The 23564-nt window shown below is 64.7% G+C and carries 23 protein-coding genes and 2 pseudogenes; 12 read left to right on the forward strand and 13 right to left on the reverse strand.

What is annotated here, in order from left to right; genetic code table 11:
• Positions 1 to 29: 29 nt before the first annotated feature.
• A complete protein-coding gene (locus RMP10_RS07395) occupies positions 30 to 1070 on the forward strand; it encodes an asparaginase (RefSeq protein WP_310569724.1) in 1041 nt (346 codons plus the stop codon).
• A gap of 41 nt (positions 1071 to 1111) precedes the next feature.
• Here RMP10_RS07395 and RMP10_RS07400 read toward each other — a convergent pair whose 3' ends face one another.
• From RMP10_RS07400 to RMP10_RS07415, 4 genes are read right to left on the reverse strand one after another with little or no spacing between them, the layout of a single operon-like run.
• The gene (locus RMP10_RS07400; protein ID WP_310569725.1) at positions 1112 to 1861 is read right to left on the reverse strand and encodes a DUF4159 domain-containing protein; all 750 of its coding nucleotides are present in this window, start codon (positions 1859 to 1861) and stop codon (positions 1112 to 1114) included.
• Between the two features lie 45 nt (positions 1862 to 1906).
• Positions 1907 to 2962: a 2-oxoacid:ferredoxin oxidoreductase subunit beta gene (locus RMP10_RS07405; protein ID WP_309671702.1), complete on the reverse strand. Its 1056-nt coding sequence runs from the start codon at positions 2960 to 2962 to the stop codon at positions 1907 to 1909.
• Positions 2959 to 4758 (reverse strand): 2-oxoacid:acceptor oxidoreductase subunit alpha, encoded by a 1800-nt coding sequence (locus RMP10_RS07410; RefSeq protein WP_310569726.1) that lies wholly within the window; start codon positions 4756 to 4758, stop codon positions 2959 to 2961. Before RMP10_RS07410 ends, RMP10_RS07405 begins: the two co-directional genes overlap by 4 nt.
• A gap of 22 nt (positions 4759 to 4780) precedes the next feature.
• On the reverse strand, positions 4781 to 6589 hold the full coding sequence (locus RMP10_RS07415) for an FAD-dependent oxidoreductase (protein WP_310569727.1): 1809 nt from the start codon (positions 6587 to 6589) through the stop codon (positions 4781 to 4783).
• Positions 6590 to 6987: 398 nt separating this feature from the next.
• Here RMP10_RS07415 and RMP10_RS23395 point away from each other — a divergent pair.
• From RMP10_RS23395 to RMP10_RS07425, 3 genes and pseudogenes are all read left to right on the forward strand, one after another.
• Positions 6988 to 7521: pseudogene (locus tag RMP10_RS23395) on the forward strand (TPM domain-containing protein); the annotation flags it as partial.
• Positions 7522 to 7557: 36 nt separating this feature from the next.
• Positions 7558 to 7944, forward strand: a complete 387-nt coding sequence (locus RMP10_RS23400; protein ID WP_345785783.1) for a DUF4440 domain-containing protein — start codon at positions 7558 to 7560, stop codon at positions 7942 to 7944.
• Positions 7945 to 8025: 81 nt separating this feature from the next.
• Positions 8026 to 8493 (forward strand): hypothetical protein, encoded by a 468-nt coding sequence (locus RMP10_RS07425; protein WP_310569729.1) that lies wholly within the window; start codon positions 8026 to 8028, stop codon positions 8491 to 8493.
• Positions 8494 to 8503: 10 nt separating this feature from the next.
• Here RMP10_RS07425 and RMP10_RS07430 read toward each other — a convergent pair whose 3' ends face one another.
• A complete protein-coding gene (locus RMP10_RS07430) occupies positions 8504 to 9232 on the reverse strand; it encodes a hypothetical protein (RefSeq protein ID WP_310569730.1) in 729 nt (242 codons plus the stop codon).
• 90 nt (positions 9233 to 9322) lie between these two features.
• Between RMP10_RS07430 and RMP10_RS07435 the strand changes: the two genes are divergently transcribed.
• A complete protein-coding gene (locus tag RMP10_RS07435) occupies positions 9323 to 9784 on the forward strand; it encodes a VOC family protein (protein WP_310569731.1) in 462 nt (153 codons plus the stop codon).
• On the opposite strand, the gene RMP10_RS07440 is transcribed toward RMP10_RS07435, so the two are convergent.
• The 3 genes from RMP10_RS07440 to RMP10_RS07450 are packed head-to-tail and all read right to left on the reverse strand — an operon-like array spanning position 9711 to position 11707.
• The gene (locus tag RMP10_RS07440) at positions 9711 to 10463 is read right to left on the reverse strand and encodes an RES family NAD+ phosphorylase (protein WP_310569732.1); all 753 of its coding nucleotides are present in this window, start codon (positions 10461 to 10463) and stop codon (positions 9711 to 9713) included. The two genes, RMP10_RS07435 and RMP10_RS07440, sit on opposite strands and share 74 nt — an antisense overlap.
• Complete coding sequence (locus RMP10_RS07445; protein WP_309671694.1) at positions 10423 to 10800, reverse strand: MbcA/ParS/Xre antitoxin family protein; 378 nt, start codon at positions 10798 to 10800, stop codon at positions 10423 to 10425. Before RMP10_RS07445 ends, RMP10_RS07440 begins: the two co-directional genes overlap by 41 nt.
• A 49-nt stretch (positions 10801 to 10849) precedes the next feature.
• Positions 10850 to 11707: an alpha/beta hydrolase gene (locus RMP10_RS07450; protein WP_310569733.1), complete on the reverse strand. Its 858-nt coding sequence runs from the start codon at positions 11705 to 11707 to the stop codon at positions 10850 to 10852.
• 219 nt (positions 11708 to 11926) lie between these two features.
• Between RMP10_RS07450 and RMP10_RS07455 the strand changes: the two genes are divergently transcribed.
• Both RMP10_RS07455 and RMP10_RS07460 read left to right on the forward strand, forming a co-directional pair.
• Entirely contained in the window at positions 11927 to 13108 is a 1182-nt protein-coding gene (locus RMP10_RS07455) for a hypothetical protein (RefSeq protein ID WP_310569734.1), read from the forward strand.
• Positions 13109 to 13186: 78 nt separating this feature from the next.
• A complete protein-coding gene (locus RMP10_RS07460; protein ID WP_310569735.1) occupies positions 13187 to 13615 on the forward strand; it encodes an energy transducer TonB in 429 nt (142 codons plus the stop codon).
• Positions 13616 to 13964: 349 nt separating this feature from the next.
• Here RMP10_RS07460 and rfaD read toward each other — a convergent pair whose 3' ends face one another.
• The 3 genes from rfaD to RMP10_RS07475 all read right to left on the reverse strand — a co-directional run bounded on the left by rfaD (position 13965) and on the right by RMP10_RS07475 (position 16027).
• Positions 13965 to 14975 (reverse strand): ADP-glyceromanno-heptose 6-epimerase, encoded by a 1011-nt coding sequence (gene rfaD, locus RMP10_RS07465; RefSeq protein WP_310569736.1) that lies wholly within the window; start codon positions 14973 to 14975, stop codon positions 13965 to 13967.
• An 84-nt stretch (positions 14976 to 15059) separates the two neighbouring features.
• A complete protein-coding gene (locus tag RMP10_RS07470) occupies positions 15060 to 15497 on the reverse strand; it encodes a hypothetical protein (protein WP_310569737.1) in 438 nt (145 codons plus the stop codon).
• A gap of 11 nt (positions 15498 to 15508) precedes the next feature.
• Positions 15509 to 16027, reverse strand: coding sequence for a hypothetical protein (locus tag RMP10_RS07475; protein WP_310569738.1), 519 nt, complete (start codon positions 16025 to 16027; stop codon positions 15509 to 15511).
• Positions 16028 to 16124: 97 nt separating this feature from the next.
• On the opposite strand from RMP10_RS07475, the gene RMP10_RS07480 reads away from it, so the two are divergent.
• From RMP10_RS07480 to uppS, 3 genes are read left to right on the forward strand one after another with little or no spacing between them, the layout of a single operon-like run.
• Positions 16125 to 16757, forward strand: coding sequence for a hypothetical protein (locus RMP10_RS07480; RefSeq protein ID WP_310569739.1), 633 nt, complete (start codon positions 16125 to 16127; stop codon positions 16755 to 16757).
• Positions 16750 to 17151 carry a transcriptional regulator gene (locus RMP10_RS07485; RefSeq protein ID WP_310569740.1) on the forward strand — a complete coding sequence of 134 codons (402 nt, stop codon included), beginning with the start codon at positions 16750 to 16752 and terminating at the stop codon, positions 17149 to 17151. Before RMP10_RS07480 ends, RMP10_RS07485 begins: the two co-directional genes overlap by 8 nt.
• Positions 17148 to 17858, forward strand: a complete 711-nt coding sequence (gene uppS / locus RMP10_RS07490) for a polyprenyl diphosphate synthase (protein ID WP_310569741.1) — start codon at positions 17148 to 17150, stop codon at positions 17856 to 17858. Before RMP10_RS07485 ends, uppS begins: the two co-directional genes overlap by 4 nt.
• On the opposite strand, the gene RMP10_RS07495 is transcribed toward uppS, so the two are convergent.
• Positions 17818 to 19086 (reverse strand): histidinol-phosphate transaminase, encoded by a 1269-nt coding sequence (locus RMP10_RS07495; RefSeq protein ID WP_310569742.1) that lies wholly within the window; start codon positions 19084 to 19086, stop codon positions 17818 to 17820. The two genes, uppS and RMP10_RS07495, sit on opposite strands and share 41 nt — an antisense overlap.
• Before the next feature lie 144 nt (positions 19087 to 19230).
• Here RMP10_RS07495 and RMP10_RS07500 point away from each other — a divergent pair, with 144 nt between their 5' ends.
• Positions 19231 to 20688, forward strand: a complete 1458-nt coding sequence (locus RMP10_RS07500) for a sulfatase-like hydrolase/transferase (protein ID WP_310569743.1) — start codon at positions 19231 to 19233, stop codon at positions 20686 to 20688.
• Between the two features lie 11 nt (positions 20689 to 20699).
• On the opposite strand, the gene RMP10_RS07505 is transcribed toward RMP10_RS07500, so the two are convergent.
• Positions 20700 to 21632 carry an N-acetylmuramoyl-L-alanine amidase gene (locus RMP10_RS07505; RefSeq protein ID WP_310569744.1) on the reverse strand — a complete coding sequence of 311 codons (933 nt, stop codon included), beginning with the start codon at positions 21630 to 21632 and terminating at the stop codon, positions 20700 to 20702.
• 94 nt (positions 21633 to 21726) lie between these two features.
• Here RMP10_RS07505 and RMP10_RS07510 point away from each other — a divergent pair.
• Positions 21727 to 23564 (forward strand): annotated as a pseudogene (locus tag RMP10_RS07510) (hypothetical protein); the annotation flags it as partial.

A 23564-nucleotide genomic window follows, 5' to 3' on the forward strand; every position in this document is an offset into this window, starting at 1 on the left:
CTCAACTCATGCACGGACCCACTGTGACCATGACCCCACGATTTCTTCGGGCCGCACTCCTCCTCGTTGCACTCTCCGGCGTCGCCGGGACTGCTCGCGCGCAGGGCAAGCCGCTTGGCGAGGTGTTGGTGCTCACCACCGGCGGCACGATCGCGAGTCGAACCATCGGCCCTATGACCGATGGACCGTCGCTGGTGCGCGGCATTCCGGAACTTGCGAAGGTGGCCACCATCCGAGTGGAAGAGGTGATGCGCGTGCCGTCGTCACAGGTCACGCCGGCCGACTGGCTGCGGCTCGGCAAGCGCGTGAACTCAGCATTCGCAACCGCACCGGCGCTGCGCGGCATCGTGGTCACGCACGGGACCGACACCATGGAGGAGACGGCGTTCTTTCTCAATCTTACCGTTCGTGACCCGCGGCCCGTGGTCGTCACCGGTGCGATGCGTGGAGCCGACGAGGTCTCGGCCGATGGGCCGGCGAATGTGCTGAACGGTGTGCGCGTCGCGATGACCGTGGAGGCGAAGGGCCACGGGGTTCTCGTGGTGTTGAACGAGGACATCGCCGCCGCGCGCGATGTGTGGAAGTCGGACAATCGCCGCGCGGATACGTTCGGCTCACCTCAGCGCGGCTATCTCGGTGCGGCCGATCCGGACACCGTGATTTTCTTCCGGCGCGCACTCCAGTCGCACACCGTTGCATCCGAATTCGATATCGCACGCATCGATTCGCTGGCGCGGGTCGAAATCGTGACGGATTATGCCGGATTCGACTCCACGGTGATGCACGCCGCAGTGCAGCGACGTCCGCGCGGCATCGTGCTCACAAGCTTCGCAGGAGGACGTCTAAGTGCGGGCGGTCGGGCGGCGGTGCGCATCGCCGCCGCGGCCAACATTCCCGTCGTCGTGGCGTCACGGGTTCCGGGTGGTCGGATCGTTGGTTCACCGCTTGGTGACATGCCAGTGGTCTTGGCGCGCGATCTCCCGGCGCACAAAGCGCGCGTGTTGCTGATGCTCGCTCTCACGCGCACCGCAGAGCGTGGCGCGCTGCAGCAGATCTTCGATCGCTACTGAACGGCGGCGTCCATCCGGCACGTACCGGCCAGCAGGCTGGATCAGTGCGTCAAGCCGTACACAATAAAATTCGTGGCGAACTTGTAGGCATCGTTGGAGAGGTTCACCGGAAACCACCCTTCGCCCGACCACTCCATGTAGTCACCGATGTCGTTGTTAAAACTGATCACGGCGAGCATCCGCTGACGGGGGTCGTTGCCCTCGTACACCGCATAGTATTCCGCGACAGCAGCCGTGGTGGCGGGATGATGCATCCCGTCCAGCTTCTTCAGCGCAAAGAACCCGTTGAAGATCGGGTGGGAGGCATCGAGCCGAAAGAACTTGACCTCGGGGAGTACCATGCGCATCGATCGCTCGAACACATCCCACTGACGCTGGTAGTAAAAGTCGTCCACGATCAGGAATCCGCCACGTTGCAGCCAGGTCCGGAGCCCCGTTGCCTCGGCCGCCGTTGGCACCCAGTACCCCGGCTCCGTCAGCCACGCGACCGTATGTCTCGCGAGACCCGGATCATCGAGCGTGTAGACATTGGTCTCCGTCTTCCGTAACGACATCGTGGTGAGATTGTCGAGGATGACGAGAAAATTGCGCTCCATTCGTGGATAGTCGACACCCCACGCCAAGCGGTAACCCTGTGTGTACCTGATACGCGCGAACGTATACCGACCGTCATACGGCGCGTTCGGCTCCAGACGCGCCGAGCGTTGTGACCACGCAACCGGCGCCAAGACACAGATGACGATCGCTGCACACACAGCGAGACTCCATCGGCGTCGTCGAAGTGTGTGCATGCTCTACCCGGGAACAGGAAACGTGCGATACGGGTGAAGGGTCTGCTACCGGTACTGCTCCATCAGCGACTGCAGCGCCGCATTTCCCGGGCACAGATCGGCGAACGGCAGATCTACCAGCGGCTGCGTCGTCGTCTTGGCCATCGCATGCATGTCCTGCCCGCTCTCGTCAATGAACAGCAGTCCGGTGGCCACTTCGTGCCGCAGCTGGCAGGCGCGCACGTGCGCGTAGGCCTGCTCACGGTCGGTCGGGTCGTAGCTGTCGGCCGTCTTGCGAAAGCGCACGGTGCTGCCGTCGTGCATGGCGACGACCGACACGTCGCTGTCGGTGTCGGGCGCCGTGATCTCGCGCCGCAACGGCACGAAGTCCGCCGCCGAAATCTCGACCTCATGCTCGCGCGTGAACTTGTAGCTCTTGGTAGACCCTTCGTGATCGTTGAAGGTGACGCATGGCGAGATCACGTCGATCAGTGCCAGGCCGTTGTGCGACAGACCGGCCTTGAGAATGGGCACCAGCTGCGCCTTGTCGCCCGAGAAGCTGCGGGCCACGAAGGTCGCACCCAGCGTGAGCGCCAGCAGTACGGGGTCGATGGGCTGCTGCATGTTGGCTTCGCCCTTCTTGGACGTCGAGCCGATATCGGCCGACGCCGAGAACTGTCCCTTGGTGAGGCCGTACACGCCATTGTTGTCGATCACGTACAGCATGCGCACGTTGCGACGGATCGCGTGCGACAGCTGGCCGAGGCCGATGCTGAGCGAGTCGCCGTCTCCCGAGATGCCGATGTAGGTGAGGTCACGATTGGCCGCGCTCGCACCCGAGGTGACTGACGGCATGCGGCCGTGCACGCTGTTGAAGCCGTGCGACTGCTTCATGAAATACGCGGTCGTCTTCGACGAGCAGCCGATGCCACTCATCTTGGCGGCGCGATGCGGCGGCAGCGACAGCTCCCAGAACGACTGCACGAGGGCCGCAGTCACGGAGTCGTGTCCACAGCCAGCGCACAGCGTAGACATCGCGCCTTCGTAATCGCGGACCGTGAAGCCCAGCGCGTTGCGCTGCAGTCCGGGGTGTCGGACCGGCGGTTTGGCAATGGACGTCATGCGGGCACCTCAGCGAAATGGTTCGCGATCGCGGTCACGACCACATTGGCAGTGAGCGGCATGCCGCCGTAGTCGAGCACGGGCGTCATGTGGTCGCGCGGCACACCGGTTTCGATCGCCAGCAGCGACCGGAGCTGCGCGTCGCGGTTCTGCTCCACCACGAAGACCGCATCGTGGGCGTCGATGAACTCGCGCACGCTGCTGTTGAACGGGAAGGCCTTGATCCGCATGTAGTCGGCCACGATCCCCTGGTCGCGCAGGCGATCGATAGCTTCGAGCACGGCCGCGTGGCAGCTGCCCAGCGAGACGATGCCGACATGCGCGTCGGGCTTCATATGGAATTCGGGATGGGGCACGACCGTTGCCGCCGTCGCGAACTTGCGCGTGAGACGATCGACGACTTCCTGGTACGCGTCGGAGTCTTCGGTGTAGGCGCCATGCTTATCGTGACCCGAGCCGCGCACGAAGTAGGCGCCGTTCGGATGCACGCCCGGCAGTGTGCGGGCTGCGATGCCGTCTCCATCCACATCGAGGTACCGCGAGAACTTCTTCACCTGCTCGAGCGCGGCGGCGTCGAGCACCTTGCCGCGATCGGGCTGATAGCCGTCATCCCACACCAGTCGCTTGCACATCCAGTCGTTCATGCCGATGTCGAGATCACTGGCTACGAACACCGGCGTCTGGAAACGCTCGGCCAGATCGAACGCCGTCGTACCGATGTAGAAGCACTCTTCCGGACTGCACGGGAACAGCACGATGTGCTTGGTGTCGCCATGCGAGGCGTAGGCGAGCGACATCAAGTCGCACTGTTGCGTGCGGGTGGGCATGCCGGTCGCCGGCCCCGTGCGCTGGATATCGTAGAAGACTGCAGGAATTTCCGTGTAGTACGCGAGGCCGATGAACTCCTGCATGAGCGAGATGCCGGGGCCCGATGTGTTCGTGAACGCGCGCGCCCCCGCCCAGCCGGCGCCGATTACGATGCCGGCGGCGGCCAGTTCGTCTTCCGCCTGAATGATGCAGTACTTGTGCAACCCCGTATCGGGCTCCACGCGGAAGCGCTCGCAAAACCCGCGGAACGCTTCCATGAGCGACGTGGACGGCGTGATCGGGTACCACGCACCGACCGTCGCGCCAGCGTAGACAGCGCCCAGGCCGGCGGCGGTGTTGCCGTCGATGAGAATGGAGTCGCCCGTGGCATCCATCTTCTCGAGATGGAAGGGCAGGGGACAGGCGAAGTGCTGCTTGGCGTAGTCGTAGCCCAGCCGGATGGCCGTGTTATTCGACTCGAGCAGCTTCTTCTTCTTGGAGAACTTCTCGATCAGCATCTGCCCGATGATGTCCATGTCGATCTCGAGCAGCGCCGCCAGCGCGCCGGCGTACACGATGTTGCGCAGCAGCGTGCGGTCGCGGTCACCGACGAAGGTGTCCACGCACATCTGACCGAACGGAATGCCGATGATCGTGATGCCTTCGCGCTCGAGCTCCGATTCCAGCGGCCACGACGAGTCGTACACCAGGTATCCGCCCGGGCGCACCGTCGCGACATCCTTGGCGTAGGTACTGGGATTGAGGGCGACCACGAGATCCACGTGCTGCGGACGCGCCGTATATCCGTCCTTGCTCACGCGCACTTCGTAGAACGTGGGCAGTCCCTGAATGTTCGACGGGAAGATATTCTTGCCCGTGACCGGGATGCCCATCCGGAAGATCGCCTGCATGAGCAGGCTGTTCGCGCTGGCCGAGCCGGTCCCGTTCACGGTCGCCATCTTGAAGGCGAAATCGTTGATGCCACTCATACGCGCACGCTCATGTCTGCACTCATACGCTCACCGGAACGACGGTGCCCGACGCGCTGAAGGCATAGGGCAATACGAGGGAGAATTTCTGCATGTCCCACGCGGCGGTGGGGCAACGTTCAGCGCAGAGGCCGCAATGCAGGCAGATGTCTTCGTCTTTCACCATGATGCGTTGTGTCTGCGGCAACGCGTCCGACACATACAAATCCTGGGAGAGGTTCTCCGCCGGCGCCTTGAGCCGCGTGCGGAGTTCTGCTTCGGTCTCGGCCACCGGCGCGATTGTGAGGCAGTTCACCGGACATACATCGATACACGCATCGCACTCGATGCACAGCTTCGCCGTAAAGTGTGTTTCGATATCGCAATTCAGGCAGCGCTGCACTTCGGTCGCGGTTTGCTCCGGAGTGTAGCCGAGCTCTACCTCTTCGCTGACGCTGGCGAATCGCTTCACGAGCTCGGCGTGCGACATCTGTGCACGCGGTGACGGGTTGAACTCGTTGCTGTACATCCACGAGTGCATGCCCATCTTCGTACTGATCAAGTGCATACCCTGCGCGGGGCGATTCGTGACATCCTCGCCGAGGCAGTGCTTGTGAATCGAGATCGCGGCCTGATGTCCGTGTTCGACGGCCCAGATGATATTCTGCGGTCCCCAGGCGGCGTCGCCACCGAAGAACACGTCGGGGCGCGACGACTGGAACGATGCCTTGTTCACCACCGGCATGTCCCACTGGTCGAATGTGATGCCGATATCGCGCTCGATCCACGGGAACGCGTTATCCTGACCGATCGCGAGGATGACGGTATCGCACGGCATGATGATCGTGTCGATCACGGTGCTGGTCTGACGTCCTTTCGACTCGCTCCACTCCAGCCGCTCAAACTCCATGCCGACCAGCTTGCCATCTTCGATCACGAACCGCTTCGGGGCGTGATTCTCGATGATGTGGATGCCTTCTTCCTCGGCGTCCTCGAGTTCCCACGGTGACGCCTTGAAGAACTTGCGTCCGCGGCGAGCGATCACGTTGGTGTTGGTGCCGCCCAGCCGGCGCGAGGTGCGGCAGCAGTCCATGGCGGTGTTGCCGACGCCGATGATCAGGACATTCTCGCCGATCGATTCGATGTGGCCGAAGTGGACGGAGCTGAGCCACTCGATGCCGATGTGGATCTGGTCGCGCACGGCCGGATCCCAGCGCCCGGGAATGTCGAGCTCCTTGCCCTTGGGCGCGCCGCTACCCACGAAGACCGCGTCGTACTGCTCATCGAGCAGGGTGCGGAGGCTTTCCACCGAGGTGTTGTACCGCACCTCGGCACCCATGTCGATGATGCACTGCGTCTCCTCGTTGAGCACCTGCTCGGGGAGTCGGAACGAGGGAATGTTCACGCGCATGAGGCCACCGGCCTGCGCGTTCTTCTCGTAGATCACGACCTCGTATCCGAGGGGGAGCAGGTCGTTGGCCACAGTGAGCGACGACGGGCCGGCGCCGATGAGCGCGACTCGCTTGCCATTGCGATCGGTGACCGGCTTCGGGAGATAGGCGCTGATGTCGTCGCGGAGATCGGCGGCGACACGCTTCAGGCGGCAAATGGCAACGGGCTTGCCGTCGACGCGGCCGCGTCGGCAGGCGGGCTCGCAGGGGCGGTCGCACGTTCTTCCAAGGATGCCCGGAAAAACATTGGACTCGCGGTTCAGCAAGTACGATTCCGTGTACCGACCCTGCGCAATCAGCCGGAGATACTCCGGGACATTGGTGTGCGCGGGACAAGCCCACTGACAGTCGACCACCTTGTGATAGTGGTCGGGCGTGCTGACATCCGTGTGCAAAGACATGGGGCGTCGCCTCGTAACAAGTCTATGCCGATATCGAGGAGACCTCCGACCCGGCGTAGGAAAATCGAATCTTCTCTGAGGAGTATGCGTCACGTTAGTCGTGTCCGCCATGCAAAACGTGGAGACTGCGCGTCGGGATCTGGGTGGACGTCGCGCTCGTCATTCCCGGTAGAGCGCGGCGATGGGACGTAATGGGGCGGGTCCGAATGCGGCCGCGGGCAAAAGGTGGCGAGATGCGTATGATCAAGGCTGAGCGGTTCGCCGGGCGGGGTGGCGAGATTGCGGCGCAGATCGTTCTGGCGATAGTGTTCGGTCGACAGCGGAGTCCTCGTCGCTGACCGGCGACCAGCACCCGCGTGGGTCGACACTCGGTTCTGTCCACTGCGAAGTCGAGGGCAATGCACTTGACGCACATCGTTCGGAGCGGGCGCTGCAGAGTCACCGTAACGGCATTCGTCGCCGCGCTTGTTCTGAGCGTACGTGGCGTGCTGGTAGTCGGCTCTGCAAACGCACAGGGCTCGAGCTTTGCCGTGCCGAAGGCCGTCGGTTACGTGAACGACTACGCGCACGTCCTCCCCGATTCCACGCGCCGCAGTATCGAGGATGCCCTGCTGCGTATCCGAAGTCGCACCGAGGGTGAGGTGGTAGTCGTGACGCGCGCGACGCTCGAGGGACTCGATGTGAGCGACATGGCGCGTCGCATCGGCAACGCGTGGGGCGTCGGCGCACGATCGGGACGTGCGCGGCAGGCGGGGACGATCGTGTTACTGATCCCGAAAGAGAGGTCGGCCGATGGGCGCGGCTACTGTCGCATCGAGCTTGGCGTCGGTGCGAACGCGTTCATCCCCGACTCGGCCGCCGCGTCGATCTGTATCGCGGCCACGCCGGCGTTCCGCGCACGCCGGTATGGCGAGGCCTTGCAGGGAATTGTGTCGGCACTTTCGAAACGGTACGATGCGGCGCTTCCGATCCTGGTCGACACGCTCCCGTCGGTGCAGTTGCCGCCGGCGCTCGACCGTGTGCTGCGCGACTACGAGCGCGCGTGGCGGACCCGCGATGTCGCGGCGCTGGTGGCGCTCTTCACTGACGACGGCTTCGTGTTGCAGCCCGGTCGCGCCCCGGCCCGTGGACGCGCTGCGTTGGCCCGCGTGTACGAGGGACAGGGCGGCGGCGCGTTGCGCCTCCGGGCGTTGGCGTACGCGCACGCCGACAGCGTTGGGTATATCATCGGCGCCTACAGCTACGGCAACGCGCCGGGCGACGAGGGCAAGTTCACGCTGACCTTGCGGCGGGCTCGCGACGGCCGCTGGTTGATCGCGTCCGACATGGACAACGGCAGCAAGCCACCGCGTTGAGGGGTCGATCGTCGCGGCGGTGACGTGCTGACCGCTCGCCGCGGTTTACGTGGCGTATCCCCTTCCGAACCGAGGAACGTCATGACCACGATTGCCAAGCTGTTGCCGATGATCGCCTTGGGATTTGCAGCCTGTCGCAGCGCCACCGAGGTCTCGTCCCCACTCGACATCTCGCTGTCGCTCAGCGCGACGTCGGCCGTGCAACCGGCAGAGATCGACGTTGAGGTCACGGTCGTGAACCGCGATTCCCGCGTGGTGCAGATCGCCGATCCGCGCAGCTATGCCTGTTTCCCGCCGTACCATGTCAGTGACGGGTTTGGCCGTACGGTCGAGCTGCCCGGCCGCATCTGCGCGGCGATTGCGTTTGCGCCGATTCAGCTCGCCCCCGGAGCGCGCGTCGTGATCCGTGATCGTTGGGCGCTCGACGCCAGCGATCGGGATCGCGGCTCGCGACCAGTCGATGCCGGACAGTACCAGGTGCGCGCACGGGTGTTCGGCGCCGAGCAGGAGCGCGTGAGCGCACCGATCACGGTCACGGTGCGCCCATGAGGCGTGCCGACTAGATCGCCTGCTCCCACTGCACGATTCCCGTTGCCGCCGATCCGACTTTCACGCGAAGTACGCCGCTCGGCAGGTTCGACGGGAGGAAGACGGTGAGCGCATTGCTCGACCCCGTCAACGTGCGATTCACCAGCGCGCCGGTGGTGAGCGTGATTTCGACCGGCGTGTCGCCCATCAGGATTGGTTCTGGACCCGCGCCCAACGCGCAGCCCGGCGTGACCAGCAGGTTAACCGAGGCCGGCGTGCTCCCGATAATGGGTGAGCTACTTTCGCGGAAGAACGCGCCCTCCAGTTTGGCCGAAGCGCCCATGACCACCGCGCGTGTGAGCGAGAGATGGGTGACGGCCACACCGGTGACGGCTTCCACCGAGCGAACCTCGACCTCGATCGGGCGTCCCGGCACACGTCCGGCCGTGATCTGGTCACTGACCTGTCCGTTGGCGTTCGTAATACCGACGCCGGCAAACAGGTCGGTGAACGTATTCATGGCGCGGAAACTCACTACCGTGCCAGCTGATGGCGTCGAGCGGCCACGTCGGTCGAGCGTCGTCACACTCACCGTGACCGGCGCGCTGGCGTTGCAGGCCATCGGCGTGCCGGTTTCGTTCACCAGCGCGAATCGGGGGGCCGCCACCGATGCGACCGGGGCCGTGGCGTCGCTGGCGGAGCAGGCGGCGAGCGCACAGGCCGACGCGGCGAGTACGGAGACAGTTGAAATCGGGCGCATGCGGGGGTAACTCCGGACCGAGGGATGTCGAGGGCCCTCGGCAACCGGTGTGTCGCCGATCGAGTCCCCCAGTCACTAATCGGAGTCTCGATGACGAACCCGACACCAGCATCGGCCCTAGACCAGGACCGCTGGTACACGCGCCCCGTGTTCTTCGTCGCCGACATCCACCGCGCGGCGCAGTACTACATCGAGCAACTGGGTTTTGCCAAGCAGTGGCTTACCGACAATGACGCGGCCACGGTATGTCAGGTGCATCGCGGTCAGTGCGAGATCATTCTCTGTGAAGCCGAGTCGCGCGTCGGGACGGGGCGATTGTTCATCGAGCTCACCGCCGTCGCGTTGGCGACGTTGCGACAGGAACTCGCATCGCGACACGTACCCATGGCCGACACCTGGTGGGGATACGACTCGCTACAGCTGCTCGATCCCGACGGCAACGAGCTGCTCTTTCCGGAGCCTGGCTACGCGTTGCGGCTCACGGCCACGGCAATCGATCGTCCACCAGAAACTGCGCCCGTTCGAACAGGTGCGTGTCGCGCACTCGCGTGAGGTCGCCGCGTGTGAAGTCCACCGCGTCTCGTGTGGCCGTACAATGCCAGCGCTCAAAGTGCTGCGGTGTGGCTTGATGAAACACGGCAGGTGAAAACGCTCCCACGTTCGTCCCGTGCTCGGCATCCCGGGCCGAGGGAAACCGGAACAGCTCGACCTGCGCGTCGCGCATGGCGCGGCCAAGTGTCTGAGACGACCGATACGAGACGGCCGATGAGATTTCGGCCGCATGATCCGAGAACGGCGGTGCCGCAAGATCGACCGCACGTGTGCCGCGCAGACGCACGGTGAAGCTCGTGAGCGCGGTGGTGACCGGCTCGAGCGCGGCATGTGTGCCCTCGAGAAAGAGCAGCCGGTAGTAGGCCACTTCGGCGAAGGCGGTGCGTTGTTGCTCGGAGCCGTACCAGATGCCGCGTTCGTGTCGCGTGCCGAAGCGTGAGCCATGACGCAGCGGCGGATACCGGAACGGCGTGAAGAGGAGGTAGTGCAAACGCGCCCCGACGGTGACCGGCGGCTTCACGCGATCGATAAGCTCCTCGAGCAACTCCTGCTCCGCGGCCGACGTCACCAGCTTGCGGGTCGAGACCTCGTGCTGCGATTCCACCACACGCCACGCGACCAGCCGTAGCGCGCGAAGCTCAGAGTCGCCCGCGCATTGCATCCAGATATTGGACGACATCCACCAGGCCCTCGATGGTTCGGATTCGCTCGGCGGGGACGCCGCTGAGATGATCGTTCGTGGCGTGCAGCCAGGCGCGCGCCTTGGCGTCGTCCCCGCCAACGAGTGCGTCGAGCGACCGGAAGAGCCGCACGAACATCAGGGCCAGCTCGCCTTCCTTGCTGGCCGGATCGACGCCGCGGCCGTTCTGCATGCGGGAGACCGAGGCCTCACTGACACCGATGACGGTGGCCAGGTGGCGACTGGTGAGCCCCAAACGTTCGGCGGCGGCGAGCGCCGCTTGGGCGATCACCGCCGCCGGATCGGGCTTGGTGCGGAGCGTGGTACGCGCTGGCATGTCTGAAAAAATATGTGCCTATTCTTGCAATTGCAAGCGCCTCAAGAGCCTATCCCTGCACGAACGCCAGCAAGTCCGCATTCAGCTGCGCCTTGTGGGTGTCGGTCAGCCCGTGTGGCGCACCTGGGTACACCTTGAGCGTGGACCCCTTCACGAGCTTGGCCGACGCGAGCCCGGCCGCACCGATCGGCACGACCTGATCGTCGTCGCCGTGCACGATCAGCGTGGGCATCGTGAACTTCTTGAGGTCTTCGGTGAAGTCCGTTTCAGAGAATGCCTTGATGCAGTCGTATGTACTCTTGTGGCCGGCGAGCATGCCCTGCATCCAGAACCACTCCATCGCGCCGGCCGAGGGCTTGGCGTCTGGGCGGTTGAATCCGAAGAACGGCCCACTGGCGAGTTCGCGATAGAACTGCGCGCGATCGGCGATCGACTCCGCGCGAATGCCGTCGAATACGGAAATAGGGAGACCGTCGGGATTCGCGTCGGTCTTGAGCATCAGCGGCGGTACGGCGGAGATGAGCGCGACCTGCGCGATGCGGCTGGTGCCGTGTCGTCCGACGTAGCGCGCGACTTCGCCTCCTCCCATGGAGAAGCCGACGAGCGTCACCTCGCGCAGGTCAAGCGCGTCGATGAGTTCGGCGAGATCATCGGCAAAGGTGTCCATGTCATTGCCCGTCCACGATTGACTCGAGCGGCCGTGTCCGCGCCGGTCGTGCGCGATGCAGCGGAAGCCATTGTCGGCGAGGTGCAGCATCTGCGCTTCCCAGCTATCGGCACTCAGCGGCCAGCCGTGACTGAATACGATCGGTCGCCCGGTGCCCCAGTCCTTGAAGTACATCGTGTTGCCGTCGCGGAGCGTGAGCAGGTTGCCCTTCAATGTCGGGGCGGTAACACTGGCACTCATCAGTCTGTCTCCAGAGGTGGGGTGGGTGCCACAGCGGCGCGCTGGTCACTCGCCAAATCGGACTGCAAGGAGTTGGCCAGCACACGCTGCGCTACTCCTGCTAGAGGCGGTCGAAACATTGTGCGGCCGCTGTCGCGGCGTTACGATCGTGCCGTGCGCTAGGACCGCAGGCGAACGCCGCTGTGCGTCTTCCCAGGTTGCTCTATTGGAGTCATTGCAATGCACGCACTGTCGTTGGGCGTGTCGCGGCCGATAGTACGGCGCGTCTCATGCCTCGTCGCATCGCTCGCACTGTTCTGTGCGCCACTGGTGGCCGATGCCCAGTCTGCCGCTCCGTTTCGCCTGTCGGCCGCGCCAATCCTGACGATTGGCGCCGAGGATAAAGGACCGGCGTATCAGCTGGATCGCGTGTATGGCGCCGTGCGCCTACCGGACGGACGGATCACGGTCGGCAACAGCTCCACGGGCGAACTGCGGCTGTATGACGCGCGCGGAACGTTTCTCACGTCGGCCAGTCGGCGTGGCGGCGGGCCGGGGGAGTTCGATGAGAACGAAGCGATCGTCCCGCGCGTGCACGGGGCTACGGTGGTGGCCAACGACATGTCGCATGCGCGGGTGAATCGCTATGACTTCTCTGGCAAAGTACTTCCGCAACTCACGCTCAAGTCTATTCCGGGAGCGGTGCAATCAGTCCTCGACGCCACCGCCGGTTCGCATCTGATCGCGCGTGCCACGGCGTCACCAAGACTGCAGGGCGCTCCGGGTCAGCGCATTTCGACCCGCTACCGATTCGCGGTGTACGACTCGACGGGCATGCAGCGCGCCGCCTTGTTCGAATTGCCGTCGCGTGAGCGCATGGTGCATGCGTTCGGCGGCTCGATGCGCTTTCCGTATATCCCGTTCTCGCCAGAGCCCATTGTGGCCGCGTCCACCGACAAGATCTATCTCATCCGGGATGGCACGCCGACGATCGAAGTGTGGTCGCTCGCCGCGAAGCGGATCGGCACGCTGACGTGGAACGCCCGGCCCATCGAGGTGCGTGACATCTGGACGCGGTGGCGACAGGCCGAACTCGACGCGGAGACGCGACAGACGAGCAAGCTGTTCTACGAGGACTTCCTGAGCGACCGGCTGCCGCTGCCACAATTCGTGCCGGTCGCGGAGGCCATGCACGTAGATCCTGCGGGCCGGCTCTGGATTGTGCGCACCCGCCTTCCCTGGGAGCCCGCGCGCCGCTGTGATGTTCTCGATCCCGCCGGTCGCTTCCTCGGCAGTGTCGCGCTCCCGCCCAACTTCACGATGCTGCAGGTTGGCGTGGACTTCCTGCTTGGCCGCGCGCGCGACGACGATGATGTGGAGCAGGTGCAGCTGTATCGCCTCACGCCCGTAGGTGCGCGTTAGCGCGCGAGGCTGCATGTTCGTCGGTGTATGATGCCGCGGTCCGTCGGGACTCGGCACACCATTCCACAGTGAGCCTTCATGTATCACGCATTGTTGATTTCGGTCGCCTCATTGTTGGTCGCACCAATTGTGCTGAACGAACCGGCGCCCGCCTCGGCACCGCGACCCTGTCGCGATCTGGTGGTCGCGGCGTTCGATACCACGGTAACGTGGCCCAGCGATGACTCCCTCGTGCAATTTCGGTTGGGAAGTCGCGGGCCGGAGTATCCCGCCGACCTTCGATCGGTCCGTGACGGCCGTGTGGTGGCGAGATTCGTCGTCGATACCAACGGACGAGTGGTGCAGGGGACTGCTATGATCGTGTCGGAGTCGCACCGCGGCTTCGGTCGATCTGTATGCCAATTTCTGGCGCAAGCCCAATTGAAGTCGCCGGTGGTCAATGGTCGAAAACTGACCGTCGAAGTGGCGGCAGCGCCATTCACGTTTCAGTTCGGCAGCCGGGACTAAGGAAACGCTACGGACGATGTCGTTCGCGTCTTGATTGACTGCATCTGTGTCTGATATCATCGCGGCCTGTACGGCCACTCGGGATAGCAACGGAAACGGGCGCCTCCTGTCTGACACGGATACGAACCGATAGGAACGGCTGCGAACGGATCTGGTCGGTGGCCACGACGGCGCTTTGGTCGTGGCGCACGTTTCAATCATTGAAAATGAACAGCGGTTGAGCCGCCGAGTCGGTCGCGCAACGACGAGCATCCGTTGCTATCTGTTCGCATCAGTTCGTATCCGTGTCAGGCCGGAAACGTGTGTTTCCGCTGTTATCCGTGGCCCTGGCTGAACAGCAATCGATCGTTCACACCGCCGGTTGCGCCGCCAGCCACGTGACATAGCTCGCGATCCCCGTGGCCACGTCGGCAAATACATGGTCGCAACCGGTAGCGCGCAGCTGCGTGAGATCGGCCTGCGTGAAGCACTGATACTTGCCTTTCAGCGCCTCGGGGAAGTCGATGTACTCGAGCAGGCCCTGCGCGATCAGGTCGGCGATGGGCAGTGCCGCCTCACCGCGTAGCGCGCGCACGGCGTTCACCGTGGCCACGGCGACGTCGTTGAAGGGCTGGGCGCGGCCGGTGCCGAGGTTGAAGATGCCACTCTGGTCGGGGTGCTCGAGGAACCAGAGGTTGACCGCGACCACGTCGTTCACGAACACGAAGTCGCGCGACTGCTCACCTGGTGCGTAACCGCCGTACTCGCCGAACAACCGAACCTTGCCGCTTTCGCGGAACTGATTGAAATGGTGGAACGCCACCGACGCCATGCGGGCTTTGTGCTGCTCGCGTGGGCCGTACACGTTGAAATAGCGAAAGCCCACCACCTGCGGCCCCACCTGGTGGCCGGCGTGCGGCAGCATGCGGCGTACGACGTTGTCGAAGAGCAGCTTGGAGTAGCCGTAGACATTGAGCGGCTGCTCGAACTCGGGCTCTTCGCGGAACGAGGCGCTCCCGCCGTAGGTCGCGGCCGAGGAAGCGTACAGCAGCCGGGTGCCCTGACGCTGGCAGGCGTCGAGCAGGTCCTTGGAGTTGCGATAGTTGTTGTCGAGCATGAACCGGCCGTTGTGCTCCATGGTATCGGAGCAGGCGCCCTCATGCAGCACGGCATCTACCTGGCCGAATTCGCCGCGCGCGAAGCGCTGGTAGAAGTCGGACTTGTCGAAGTAGTCGCTGATCTGCGCGCCGTTCAGGTTCCGGTACTTCTGGCCGTCGGTGAGATCGTCGACGGCGATCACATCATCGATGCCGATGGCGTTCAGTCCATGCACGATGTTGCTGCCGACCATGCCGGCAGCGCCTGTGACGACAACTTTCATCTTGACGGAAATCCTTCGCGAAGTGAAACCGGTACGGCAGATGGCGTGCCGTGAAGTATGGGCAACGTGGCGTGGCCACGCGACTCACGGTTCCAAACGCGTACGGTCGTCACCGCCGAACCGCTTCCGCAAATAGGCGCCCGGTCCTCGCGCCAGAAGCAGGAGGCCGGTCGCGGCAGCCGTACCGGCCAACGTCATGATGCCCAGAAACATCACGGGCGCCCCGATGGCCATCGCGATCCCGCCGAGCGCCAGGCCGGCCACTGCCCCCATGCCGGCGAAGGTCGGCATCGAGAGCTCGTCGAAGCGCTGACGCCGCGCCGCGATCATGAGGACGATCGCGAAGAGCACGCCGCCGATGAAGCCGGGGATCGCGAGCGTCTGCGGCCACATGTCCACACGCGACGCCATCGCGAGCTCGCCGGGGAGCAGGTTGTCGAGCAGCTCGATGACACCTCCCACACCGAACCCGATGGCGGCCCACAGCACCCCCATGCCCAGCGTGGCGCGGACCCGTTTCATCCAGTTCGGCATTACTTGGCCCGTGTCATGAGATCCCGCGCCAGACCGTCGGTGAGCCACAGATCGTCGACCGCTCGGCCGCCTTCGAGCTCCTGATGACCGTTCGCGCGTCGCGCCAGCCACAGCGACCCCGCGGCCGATGCGGCGCTGAGCAGGGTAACCGGCACCATGATGATGGCCGCGAGCGGCCAGCGCGAGCTGGATCCGAGTAACAGCGCCGACGTCGGGATCATGCTGAGCAGGAGACCACCGAGGGCGCCCCAGCCTGCGAAGCGGCGCACCGAGAGCTCGTCGAAGCGTCGCCGGCGTTCGCCGAGGCTCAGCACCACCGAGAAGAGCGCGCCGCCGAAGAAGCCCGGCACCGCCAACGCGGGTAGCGGCGCGTCGAAGACCGCGAAGAACGCGTCCCACGGCAACCACGGCAGCAGGAGGCTGCTGACGCCGATCAGCAGGCCGGCGAGGCCCCACCCAACGGCCCACAGCAGGGCCATCACGAGGGTGCCGCGCAAGCGTTTCAGCCATCGGCGCATGGAAGACTCCGGGGAATGGGGGACCAATCGGCGACCGTATTGCACTTTGTAATGTAAAGTACTTGACACATGCCGCAAGGGTGCTGATACTAGTCGTATGGCTGCCCCGTTGTCGGACCCGCCCGCGCTTCATGACCGCGCCCTACAAGACCTGTCGTTCATCAGGCGCACCATGGAGGGCGCGGCGTCATTCACCGACGTGCCGGGGTGGGGACTCGTGTGGGTGGGTGCCGTGGCAGTTGTGGCCGCGGCGATGGCCCACCGGCAACCAGACCCGCAGCGGTGGCTGGCCGTGTGGATGGCTGCCGCCGCGATCGCCGCATCGATCGGCGGCGCGGCGATGTACGCCAAGATGCGGAAACGCGTCGGTAACGGCAGCGCGCGCCTGCTCAGCGTCCCGGCCCGGAAATTTCTGTTCAGCTTCTGGCCCGCGATCCTCGCCGGTGCCGTACTCACGTTCGCGCTCGTCGATCCATACGCACCGGGCATTCAACCGCATCTGACCGCGCGCGTGCTCCCCGGTCTTTGGTTGTTGCTGTACGGCATGGGCGTCACCACGGCCGGTACGTTCTCCGTCCGGGCCGTGCCGCTGATGGGTTTCGGATTCATCACACTCGGCGTGCTCGCGCTCTTCGTGCCCGCCGCCGACGGAGATCTCATGATGGCGCTCGGCTTTGGCATACTGCACCTGGTGTTCGGCGTCCGCATCGCGCGGAGGCACGGTGGATAAGCGTGCTGGCAGTGCCGCGCGCGCCCGTCGTGACGAACCACCTCGCGAACCGCGTGACGAGGGAACGCCCTTGAAGGCCATCGACGGAGACGCGTTGACGCCGATGGCGCTCGATCGTCTCATCCACGAGCGGGTCCGCCTGGCGATCGTGAGTGCGCTCGCCGTGCATGCATCGCTCACGTTCAACGAACTCAAGGCGCTGCTCGAGACATCGGATGGCAACGTGTCGGTGCACGCCCGGAAGCTTGAAGACGCCGGCTACATCACGTGCACGAAGGGCTTTGACGGGCGCGTACCGCGCACCGAGTACCAACTTGCGGCCGCCGGTCGCGCCGCGCTCGAGCGGTATCTGTCGCATATGGAAGCGCTGATCAAGCGCGTGGGAGGCGCATGACGCGTGTACCGCAACATCTGGCGTTGATCATGGACGGCAACGGCCGTTGGGCCACTGGCAAAGGACGTCCGCGCTGGATGGGACACGCGCGTGGCGCGCAGACCGCGCGCGAAGTCGTGTCTTACTGCGCGCAGCGCGGCGTGGAGCAACTCACGCTGTACGCGTTCTCCAGCGACAACTGGAAGCGTCCGGCGGACGAAGTGGGCTTTCTGTTCGATCTGTTCGCGTCGCACCTCGAGCGTCAGCTGGCCAAGCTGCTCAAGCACGGCATTCGCTTGTCGGTGATCGGCCGGCGCGATCGCCTGCCGCGCGCGTTGTGCGAGGCGATCGAAGCGACCGAAGCCCGGACGGCACACGGGAGCCGCATGCATCTGCGCGTGGCCGTGGACTACTCGAGCCGCGCAGCGATTCACGAAGCGTTCGCGATGGCCGAAGGGCGTGGCGATGCGCTGGAGAGCACGAACATCCTGCCGCCGGTCGACCTCGTGCTGCGGACCGGCGGCGAACGGCGGTTGTCCGACTTTCTGCTCTGGGAAAGCGCGTACGCCGAACTGGCGTTTCTCGACGTGAACTTTCCCGATCTCTCCACCGCCGATCTCGACGCGGTGTTTGCGGACTATGCGAAGCGGGAACGGCGCTACGGTGCCGTCCCCGCACCCGTGGAGGTCAGCGCTCCGACGATCCCAGTGATTTCGGCGCACCGCTGATCACATCCGGCAACGCCGCCGCCACGGCGCGCATTTCGTCGGGCGTACCGATCGAGATGCGCGCCCAGTCGGTGTACGGCGGAAACGCTCGGCCAATCATGAAGCCCTTGGCGAGCATCGCCTTCTGCACCTGTTCCACCGGCATGCCGGCGTGGAAGAACACGAAGTTGGTCTGCGAATCGGTCATCTTGCGTCCCATCTTGGCGATCGCCGTCTTCATGATCTCGCGGCCTTCGTTGTTGCGCTGCTTGCACATCGCCTGAAACGCAGTGTCTTGAATCGACGCGGCCGCGCCGAGGGCACCGAACACACCGGGCGCACTCGTGCTGAGCGGCTGCAGTCGGGCAATGATATCAGGACGCGCGATCACAAACGCGGTGCGCAGGCCGGCGAGGCCGTGGATCTTGGACCCGGTGCGCGAGATGATCACGTTCTCGCCCTTCTTCACCATGTCCACGAGCGACGTGTACGACGGGTCGGTCACGAAATCGTGGTACGCTTCATCGACCAGCACCATCGAACGACGCGAGGCGTTGCTCACGAACGTGCGCAGCTTTGCGTTGTCGGTGACGTTCGCGGTGGGATTGTTCGGGTTGCACACGAACGTGAGATCGACCGCCTGCGTGAGACGACGGTCCATGGTGTCGAGGTCATGCGTGAGATCCGCCGCGAGCGGCACCTTGTGCACCTTGATGCCGAGCGACTCAGCGTAGCGCGGCAATCCCTCGTACGTGGGCCAGGCGGTGAGCACTTCGCCTTTCATGCCGTAGGCAAGACAGACGATGCTCAGCAGCTCGCTCGAGCCAGCGACGATCATGATGTGATCAACCGGCACGCCCACGGAATCGGCGTACACCTGCTTGAGACTCGGGAGCGACGGCGCCCCGTACCAGGCGTGCTGCTTCCAACCGGCCTCGATCGCCTTGCGGGCGCTCGGTGCCATGCCGTACGGGTTCTCATTGGAGGCGAGGCGAATGGGCCCGTCGGCACGACGGGCTGCGCCGACCATTTGCTCATGCGCGGCGAAGCCGGCCGCCGTTGTCTGCCCGTCAATCACGTGGGTGACGTCGCTTTCCAGCGCCGGGAGCACTGAGGGCGTCAGTGATCCGGTGGCCATGGCTCCACCGGCCACGAGACCCGAGGACTTGAGCCACTGGCGGCGGGAGAGCGGCGATGGCGTGAACGGCGTCATGAGCAGGTCCTCTGGTTGTGGTGGCGCGGCGAGCACAACGGAGACTCCACGGGGCCGGACAGAGGCGGACACGCTCCGAGCCAACCACCCCATATTGTACGACATTCCGGGCGATTCTGCATTGCCGGAATGCCGGCCGGTACCGGCCAGTCCTTACCCTCAGGCAGACGGAGCGTCGGAATGCGTTCATCCCGGGCACGGCATCGGGTGGTTCTCGCCAGCACGCTGCTCCTGGCACTGACCGCGGCCTGTACCGCTGGCGACCGTGGTGCCTCGGTGCCCGCTACCGCGACCGCGACCGCTCCAACGCGACGTCCCAACATCGTGTTCATCCTGCTCGACGATGTCCGCTATGACGACATGGTCGACCACCCGTTCGTGGATCTGCCGAACTTGAAGCGGCTGGCCACCGAAGGCGCCTCATTCCGACGCTTCTTCACCTCGGCACCGCTCTGCTCGCCCAGTCGCGCCGTGTTCATGACGGGGCAGTACCCGTTCCACAACGGCATCGTCGACAACGGTGAGCGCGCCGAGCTCAGTCACCAGCTCGTCACCTTTCCCAAGTTGTTGCAGGACGCCGGCTATCACACCGGCTTCTTCGGCAAATGGCATATGGGGCATGAGGATGATTCGCCACGGCCCGGCTTCGATCGCTGGGTGAGCTTCGTCGGGCAGGGCGTCTACTTCGACCCGACGCTGAACGTGGACGGCGTGGTGGCCGGCGTGAAAGGCTACATGACAGATATTCTGACCGCGCATGCGGTGTCGTTCATCAAGGCCGCGCCGGCCGACACGCCGTTTCTGGCGTTCATCGCACAGAAGGCGGCGCACCCGGAGATCTATCCGAATCAGGTGCGCTCCTTCCCGCCGGCGCCCGGCGACGAAGGCGCGTTTGCCCACGATTCGATTCCGCACGACATCAGCTGGCGCGCGCCGTTAACCGGCAAGCCGGCGCTCCAGCGCCCGGTCGATGCCAACGATCTGCGCAGTCCGAAAGGCGGGCTACCTGACAAGTACGTGCGCGATCGACTGCGCATGTTGCTCGCGGTCGATCGCGGCATCGGTGTGGTGATCAAGGCGCTGGAAGCGAAGGGCGTGCTCGACGAAACGGTGTTCATCGTGACCAGCGATCAAGGCTTTTTCTATGGCGAGTTCGGGTTGGCGCAGGAACGTCGGTTGGCGTACGAGCCGAGTACGCACATTCCGCTCATCGTGCGCTACCCGGGCGTCGTTCCTGCCGGCGTGAAGCCGAATGCGCTGGCCAGCAACGTGGACATCGCGCCGACGGTGCTCGAACTGGGCGGCGCGACCATACCGGCCACGATGGATGGGCGCTCGCTGCTACGCGCCCTGCGCAATGATTCCTCGACCATTCGCGACGAGCTGCTGATCGAGTACTACTCCGATACGGAATTCCCACGCATCAAGGGCATGGGATACAAGGCCGTGCGCACGGATCGCTACAAGTTCATCCGCTACGACGAGCTAAAGGGAATGGACGAACTGTACGACCTGCAGGCAGATCCGCATGAGTTGCGGAACCTGCTCCCTGATAGCGCACCGCCTGGCCTACGCGACGAGCTGTCGGCGCGAGTGGACCGGTTACTGAAACGGCCCGCCGGCAAGCCGACGCCGTAACGGGCGTCAGCTCACCGCGCGTTCAGTCGTTGCTGCACCATGCGGCGCAGCGTGCCGTCCTCGAGATACCGGCGCAGATACTTTCCGGGGCAGCCGGTCTCGGCGTAGTTGTAGTGGCCACCAATGCGATCGATGGGCAGGTTGTTGGCTTTCAACGCCCACGCCATCAAATCGGCGATGGCCTCCAGCTGCCCGACACTCGGTTCCTGCACGTCGTAGTTGCCGATCATGCTGATGAGAAAGTGTCCGCCGGGATCGTAGGTGGTGTTGGTCTCGCCCTGAAAGTGCCAGTCTCGTCCCTCGAACACGCGTCCGTCGAGGTCGAGCAGAAAGTGATAGGGCACATCCCACCAGTTGCGATCGCTGGCGCCCCATGACTGCAGGTTGCGCAGTCGCTGGGCCGGGTCATCGGCCCGCGTGAGCGGCTTGCTGTCGCCGGTGTGATGCAGCGTGACGTGCGAGATGGCGTGCGGAATGCGCAATCGCATATCGGCGCCACCGGCGATACTGGCATTGGCAATAGTGGCGGGCAATGACGCGATCGTAGCCACCTCGAGGGCGACCAGTCCGGCGCCGAGTTCACCGGGGCCGTAGATCGCGACGACGGCGCGGTGAAAGCCGCGCCAGTTGAACGCCGAACCCTCGCGCACCACGCGTTCCTCGCTCGCACCGTTGGTGGCGAGCCTCACGCGCGCTACGTCGACGGGCTTCTCGCCACTCGAGTCGACCAGGGTTTGCAGCACAGTGACCGTGAGCTCGCGAAACGAGAGTGAGTCGCCGGCCTTCTTGTTGCGGCGCGCTGCATCGGCGGGGATGCCGAGCGGCGGCTTCGCCTGCCACACGCTGTGGGGGATGACCGACGGTGGCCCCGCGGGTTGAGCAACGAGGGCCGTCGCCCAGACGAGCGAACACAGGCCGACAAGCGGCAGTCGTGGAAATCGCATGCTGTCGAATATGGGGGTTTCCCGGTAGCTTCGCGCATATGACCCGTCGCCGCGGGACCGCCCGCGACTTCACCGTGGTATTGGAGACCAGTGTATGACGCTGCAGCGCCTGATCGGTTCCTCTTTGGCGATCGCCATCTTCGTCGCCGCGCCGGCTGGCGCACAAACGCCCGCGCAGCATGACAGTGCGGTCCGCGCGGTGGCACGAAGCGGCGGGCTCCCGCTGGCTACGCCGCGTACACTCCGATTCACGACCGACGAAGCGTCGTGGATGTCCCTCGACGTGTCGCCCGACGGGAAGACGATCGCTTTCGACATTCTGGGCGACCTGTATACGCTACCGATTGCGGGGGGAACGGCGACCCGCATTACCAGCGGCACTGGCTGGGATCAACAGCCCCGCTTCTCGCCCGACGGCAAGCACCTCGTGTTCGTGAGCGACCGGAACGGGTCGAAGAACGTGTGGATCGCAAACGCCGACGGATCGAAGCCGCGTCTGATCACGCGCAGTGAGCGGATCAACTTCGCCTCGCCGATCTGGTCGGCCGACGGGCAGTACATCATCGCGACACGCGTGGGGCAGTTGTGGATGTTCAACACGAGTGGTGGCTCGGGTGTGCAGCTGACCGGACTGCGCGCCGAGGGGGCTGCTGCGCCCACGGGTGCAGTGCCCTCGCATCTGGCCGCCGCGCCGTCGGGCGATGCGCGCTACCTGTGGGTGAACGTGAGTGGCGGCGTACCGGCAACACTGGCGAGCGCCTTGCACGACGATCACGCGTCCTCGGCGCGTGAAGAGTTGGAGGAGCACGAGGCGCGCAGCAATGCGCGTCGGGTGGGGCAGTATCAGATCGCGCAATTCGAACGCAGCTCGGGGCGTACATTGGTGCGCACCAACGAGGTGGAGGGAGCGTTTCGTCCGGTGGCGAGTCCCGACGGCAAATGGCTGGTGTATGCCACCCGCTATGATGCGCGCGGCGCGCTCAAGCTCCGCGATCTAAGCACCGGCGCTGAACGGTGGCTGGTGATGGATGTGCAGCGCGACAACTCGCAGGGCGGTGGCGGCAACGATCGCGATCTGTATCCGGCGTCGGCTTTCACGCCCGATTCGAAAGCGCTGATCACGAGCTACAACGGAAAGATCTGGCGCGTCGAGGTGCCTTCGGGCGCGGTCACCGCGGTGCCGTTCACGGCGCAGGTGGATCAGCAAATGGGCGCGCTCGCGAAGTTCGAGTACCCCGTGAACGATTCGACATTGGTGGTCACGCAGATCCGTGGTGCGCGTCCGTCGCCGAACGGTCGCACGCTCGCCTTCACGGCGCTCGACCGCGTGTATGCCGGTGACATCGATTCAACGGCACAGCTCCGTAATCCGCGACGCCTGACCACCGGTACCACGGTGGAGCATGCACCGGTGTGGTCACCGGATGGTCGCTACCTCGCGTACGTCACGTGGAGTGATACGGTGGGTGGGCATATCTATCGGGTGCGCGCCGACGGCAGCGCACCGGCCGAGCGACTCACGCGCGCGGCGGCGTTCTACGACAAGATTGCGTACACGAAGGACGGATCACGCATCATGGCGGTGCGCGGGTCGCGCTTCAGTCGACTGCGGCAGTTCGAGGATTTCGGCAACATCGCGAACGGCGAACTGGAATACATCTCGATCCCAGCGAGTGGCGGCGAGGTCACGCGCATCGCCTGGACGGGCAGCGGGCAGTCGCAGCAGGGACGCAACGTGCCGCATGTGGGTCCGGACAGTACGCGGCTGTACGTGTGGGCAGGCAACGAAGGACTGGTGTCGATGCGCTTCGACGGATCCGATCGCAAGATCGTGGTTCGCGTCGCGGGTCCGCCACCGCCGGCGCAGCCCCTGCCGCCGGGCGCGACGCCGCCACCACCGCAGGCTCCTGACGAAGTCGTGCTGTCACCGGA

Origin of the sequence: Gemmatimonas sp., assembly GCF_031426495.1 — a bacterium.
Taxonomy (GTDB): domain Bacteria; phylum Gemmatimonadota; class Gemmatimonadetes; order Gemmatimonadales; family Gemmatimonadaceae; genus Gemmatimonas.

Coding starts and splice junctions, on each gene's coding strand:
- RMP10_RS07395 (WP_310569724.1), top strand. CDS start 30: ATGACCCCACGATTTCTTCGGGCCGCACTCCTCCTCGTTGCACTCTCC.
- RMP10_RS07400 (WP_310569725.1), bottom strand. CDS start 1,861: ATGCACACACTTCGACGACGCCGATGGAGTCTCGCTGTGTGTGCAGCG.
- RMP10_RS07405 (WP_309671702.1), bottom strand. CDS start 2,962: ATGACGTCCATTGCCAAACCGCCGGTCCGACACCCCGGACTGCAGCGC.
- RMP10_RS07410 (WP_310569726.1), bottom strand. CDS start 4,758: ATGAGTGGCATCAACGATTTCGCCTTCAAGATGGCGACCGTGAACGGG.
- RMP10_RS07415 (WP_310569727.1), bottom strand. CDS start 6,589: ATGTCTTTGCACACGGATGTCAGCACGCCCGACCACTATCACAAGGTG.
- RMP10_RS07425 (WP_310569729.1), top strand. CDS start 8,026: ATGACCACGATTGCCAAGCTGTTGCCGATGATCGCCTTGGGATTTGCA.
- RMP10_RS07430 (WP_310569730.1), bottom strand. CDS start 9,232: ATGCGCCCGATTTCAACTGTCTCCGTACTCGCCGCGTCGGCCTGTGCG.
- RMP10_RS07435 (WP_310569731.1), top strand. CDS start 9,323: ATGACGAACCCGACACCAGCATCGGCCCTAGACCAGGACCGCTGGTAC.
- RMP10_RS07440 (WP_310569732.1), bottom strand. CDS start 10,463: ATGTCGTCCAATATCTGGATGCAATGCGCGGGCGACTCTGAGCTTCGC.
- RMP10_RS07445 (WP_309671694.1), bottom strand. CDS start 10,800: ATGCCAGCGCGTACCACGCTCCGCACCAAGCCCGATCCGGCGGCGGTG.
- RMP10_RS07450 (WP_310569733.1), bottom strand. CDS start 11,707: ATGAGTGCCAGTGTTACCGCCCCGACATTGAAGGGCAACCTGCTCACG.
- RMP10_RS07455 (WP_310569734.1), top strand. CDS start 11,927: ATGCACGCACTGTCGTTGGGCGTGTCGCGGCCGATAGTACGGCGCGTC.
- RMP10_RS07460 (WP_310569735.1), top strand. CDS start 13,187: ATGTATCACGCATTGTTGATTTCGGTCGCCTCATTGTTGGTCGCACCA.
- rfaD (WP_310569736.1), bottom strand. CDS start 14,975: ATGAAAGTTGTCGTCACAGGCGCTGCCGGCATGGTCGGCAGCAACATC.
- RMP10_RS07470 (WP_310569737.1), bottom strand. CDS start 15,497: ATGAAACGGGTCCGCGCCACGCTGGGCATGGGGGTGCTGTGGGCCGCC.
- RMP10_RS07475 (WP_310569738.1), bottom strand. CDS start 16,027: ATGCGCCGATGGCTGAAACGCTTGCGCGGCACCCTCGTGATGGCCCTG.
- RMP10_RS07480 (WP_310569739.1), top strand. CDS start 16,125: ATGGCTGCCCCGTTGTCGGACCCGCCCGCGCTTCATGACCGCGCCCTA.
- uppS (WP_310569741.1), top strand. CDS start 17,148: ATGACGCGTGTACCGCAACATCTGGCGTTGATCATGGACGGCAACGGC.
- RMP10_RS07500 (WP_310569743.1), top strand. CDS start 19,231: ATGCGTTCATCCCGGGCACGGCATCGGGTGGTTCTCGCCAGCACGCTG.
- RMP10_RS07505 (WP_310569744.1), bottom strand. CDS start 21,632: ATGCGATTTCCACGACTGCCGCTTGTCGGCCTGTGTTCGCTCGTCTGG.